This is a genomic window from Chitinophaga rhizophila (assembly GCF_019492185.1).
GTDB lineage: Bacteria > Bacteroidota > Bacteroidia > Chitinophagales > Chitinophagaceae > Chitinophaga > Chitinophaga rhizophila.
In genome coordinates this window covers 20,713-24,385 of sequence record NZ_JAICCF010000007.1, presented here as the reverse complement: position 1 = coordinate 24,385, position 3,673 = coordinate 20,713, and the positions used below count along the sequence as shown (strand labels likewise).

The following is a 3,673-nucleotide window of genomic DNA, read 5'->3' as shown; positions in this document are numbered from 1 at the left end:
ATATGAAGAAGATCATTGCTGTAATAACTATTCTCATCCTGGGCGCTGCTGATGTCAGTGCCCAACAGGATGCGATGTACTCCCAATACATGTTCAATATGATGGGGGTGAACCCGGCCTATGCGGGAAGCCGGGGTGTATTAAGTGCTACTGCACTCTACCGCCGTCAGTGGGTAGGTATCGACGGCGCTCCTGAGACATATACTTTCGCCTTCGATATGGCTACCCGCGATAACAAAGTAGGGCTGGGTATCCAGGCGTTTAATGACAGGATAGGCATTATGCGTACCAACGGCTTCTATGCTACCTACGCTTACCGCATCCGGTTTGAGAATGAAGGCTCGCTGGCCATCGGCTTACAAGGTGGAATCAGCAACTTCAGGGCTGATCTGACCAAAGTAGATCTTATCGATGATGACGACCAGGCTTTTGCCCAGAATATCAATGTGCTGTTGCCGTGTTTCGGCGCAGGGATCTATTATAGCTCCGACAGGTTTTATGCGGGCTTCTCCATTCCGAATCTCGTGAAAAGTTATCTGCGCAAGGACGCTGTATACTACCGCGCAGACGTCGTCGCTAAGAAGTATATGCACTTCTTCTTCATCGCCGGATATGTGTTTGATCTGAATGAAGATCTTAAACTTAAACCTTCAACGCTTGTAAAGGCTGTAAGAGGAGCCCCGGTACAATGGGACATCAATGCCAACCTGTGGATCCGGGATGTGATCTCTGTAGGTGCGTCCTACCGCACGGGCGATGCCATCTGCGGACTGGCAGAAGTCCAGATTAATGACCAGCTCCGGCTCGGGTATGCCTATGACCACACTATCTCTAAACTGGTCAAGTTCAATCAGGGTACTCACGAGATAATGTTACGTTACGAATTTGGCTGGGAAAAAGGTAAAGTACTTTCTCCGCGCTACTTCTAAAAATCATCAGAATGAGATATATGCGTTTGCTGACAGTGTTGTTTCTTAGCGTCTTATCTTCCGGTGTATCTGCGCAGTTGAAAAGCGCAGAACGCGCATATGCTGCGATGCACTACGCGGAAGCCATCTCATATTACGAGGAGGCCGTAAAGCGGGACTCTCTGACAGCAACGGCGGTGGCTAATCTCGCAGATAGCTACGATAAAACACAGCAATACCGTAAAGCGCTGCACTGGTACAACCGGCTCATGACGATCAATACGGCGGATACCGCTCATCGTTACCGGTATGCCCAGCTACTAGCTATGGATAACAGGTACAACGAAGCTGCCGAACAATTCAGGTGGGTGCAGTCCGTAAAACCTGATCCGCAGCTCGAAAGTACCATCCGGTTGTATGAAAGTGGCCTCGCTGCCCTATATGCTGATACCCTGAACTGGTATACTGCTTTGCTGAATATCAACAGCGGCTATGCTGATTTCTGCCCGGTTACCTATGGTGCAGGACTGGTATTTGTGTCAGACAGACCACGTAATAAGTTATTCCGCGAAACAAACGCCTGGACAGGCGGCGACTTCCTGAGCCTCTACCGTATTATCGACACCGCCAGGGTAAAAGATGCCAGCCTTCGTACAAAAGAACTGGAACAGGTGCTGAGCTACGCCTCCAAAGACCTCCGGAATGTAGACAGCCGCACCGAAAGCAGCTGGGATAGTAAAAAAGTGTCCGTCAATCCGCAGGCTACCTTCGTTGCGGTACCTAATCAGCTCTCCCGGGAAATGATTACTCCATTCAATACAAAACTTAATAAACGTTATCACGAAGGCCCCGTTACATTCAACCGCACATGGGATACCATTATAGTTACCTATAATGAGCCGTCCAAAGGAAAGGAAAATGTCAGCAGACTGAAACTCCAGACATACACATTGCGGCAGGGCGACTGGATAAAACAACAGGACTTTCCATACAATAACAAAGATTATAATGTCGGTCAGCCGGCTTTACACCCCGACGGACAAGTCCTGTTCTTTACCTCCGATATGCCAGGTGGGGCAGGGGGGAAGGATATCTACTACTGCCGTAAAATGGGTGATTCCTGGAGCACGCCTATGAATGCCGGCCCGCAGGTCAATACCAGCGGTAATGAAATGTTCCCATATATAGATCCTGCCGGACGGCTGTATTTCTCTTCGGACAAATGGCCGGGACTCGGCGGACTGGATATCTTCAGCGTAGCGCTCGATACTGCCTACCGGCCTGTTACTGCTCCGCGTAACGAAGGTGCTCCATTCAACAGTAATCGTAATGACTTCGGCGTTCTGATAGAAGCCACCGGCAACAAAGGCTATTTCAGTTCTGACAGAAGAGGAAACGATGATATCTATATATTTCAACGGATTTCCCCGGCTATCGGACGGCAATAATGCTTTTTATCCATAGATCTGTGCCATATGTCAAAGATTGTTTAGCGCCCCCGGAAGCAACTATACTTTAGCAGAAAATACCCTGCTATGCAAACATCGCCTTCCTCTCGTCAGACATATCTCGACTGGCTACGGATCCTGGCCATCTTCGGCGTACTGGTCTTTCATTCCGCTATGCCCTTCGGCGCAGAGCTGGACTGGCATATCCGGAATAAAGATACCAGCAATATTTTCCTGGAACTGGTCTCTTTTATGCACCTGTTCCGTATGCCGCTCTTATTCTTCATCTCAGGCACTGTCAGCTACTATATGCTGCTGAACAGATCAGGAGGCAGCTTTATCGGCCTTCGTGTGAGGAGGTTGCTGACACCCCTTATTCTGGCTATACTGATCATTGTACCCCCGCAGGTCTATCTTGAACGTGTTAACCAGGGTTTCACCGGTAATTTCTGGCAGTTCTACTCAGGCATGTTCAGTACCGGCCCATATCCGCAGGGTAATCTGAGCTGGCATCATCTCTGGTTTGTTGCCTATCTGCTGATATACGACATTCTCTGTGCGCCCCTTTTCGTCTGGATCATCTCCCCTAAAGCTGCTTCCTTCCGTAATAGTTTGTTATGGCTTGCACAAGGGAAACGCGTTTTCCTGCTGACCTTACCCGGTATACTGCTCTACGGTGCACTGGCTGTGCATTTCCCGGAAACCAATGACCTGATCCATGACGGGTGCTGTTTTTTCTATTGGCTCTGTTTCCTGATACCAGGATTTGTCTGTATTGCTCAACCGGCACTGATGGATAGCCTGGAACGGAACCGCCGTTTTGCTTTTCTCATAGCCTTTCTGTCTATTCTATCTGTTAATTACGTTCGCTGGAATGATATCCATCCCTGGGATGTACTCGCCAACTGGCAATCAGATCCCCGTACCTATGGCTTTATTGCATTAAAGGCGCTCTGCGGATGGGCATGGGTGCTAACGGCCATCGGTTACGGTAAAAAATACCTTAATAAGCCGCATGCATCACTGCATTATCTCAATCAGGCTGTTTATCCTTTTTATATCTTGCACCAGACTGTTATCGTGATACTGGCTTTCTATGTTGTGAAAACAACAGACACCATCGCCACCAAGTACGTGTTCATCCTGATGACTGCCTTTGTCGTATCTATGAGCATTTATCACTTACTGATCCGTCCGTATAACGTCTGCCGTTTTCTTTTTGGAATGAAATCTGCCGGTACACCACCTGCTAAGAGCAAACAATCAGTTATCCGGCAGGAACAGATGTCATTGCCGGTGTCCTGATACATTAAATCA

The 3,673-nt window shown here is 48.5% G+C and carries 3 protein-coding genes; all 3 read left to right on the top strand.

The window, feature by feature from the left end; genetic code table 11:
• Nucleotides 1-2 precede the first annotated feature (2 nt).
• The 3 genes from K1Y79_RS28230 to K1Y79_RS28220 all read left to right on the top strand — a co-directional run bounded on the left by K1Y79_RS28230 (nucleotide 3) and on the right by K1Y79_RS28220 (nucleotide 3,661).
• Nucleotides 3-929: a PorP/SprF family type IX secretion system membrane protein gene (locus K1Y79_RS28230; RefSeq protein WP_220253583.1), complete on the top strand. Its 927-nt coding sequence runs from the start codon at nucleotides 3-5 to the stop codon at nucleotides 927-929.
• A gap of 11 nt (nucleotides 930-940) precedes the next feature.
• The gene (locus K1Y79_RS28225; RefSeq protein ID WP_220253582.1) at nucleotides 941-2,356 is read left to right on the top strand and encodes a tetratricopeptide repeat protein; all 1,416 of its coding nucleotides are present in this window, start codon (nucleotides 941-943) and stop codon (nucleotides 2,354-2,356) included.
• An 87-nt stretch (nucleotides 2,357-2,443) separates the two neighbouring features.
• Nucleotides 2,444-3,661 carry an acyltransferase family protein gene (locus tag K1Y79_RS28220; protein ID WP_220253581.1) on the top strand — a complete coding sequence of 406 codons (1,218 nt, stop codon included), beginning with the start codon at nucleotides 2,444-2,446 and terminating at the stop codon, nucleotides 3,659-3,661.
• The last annotated feature ends 12 nt before the right edge of the window (nucleotides 3,662-3,673 follow it).

Coding starts and splice junctions, on each gene's coding strand:
- K1Y79_RS28220 (WP_220253581.1), top strand. CDS start 2,444: ATGCAAACATCGCCTTCCTCTCGTCAGACATATCTCGACTGGCTACGG.
- K1Y79_RS28225 (WP_220253582.1), top strand. CDS start 941: ATGAGATATATGCGTTTGCTGACAGTGTTGTTTCTTAGCGTCTTATCT.
- K1Y79_RS28230 (WP_220253583.1), top strand. CDS start 3: ATGAAGAAGATCATTGCTGTAATAACTATTCTCATCCTGGGCGCTGCT.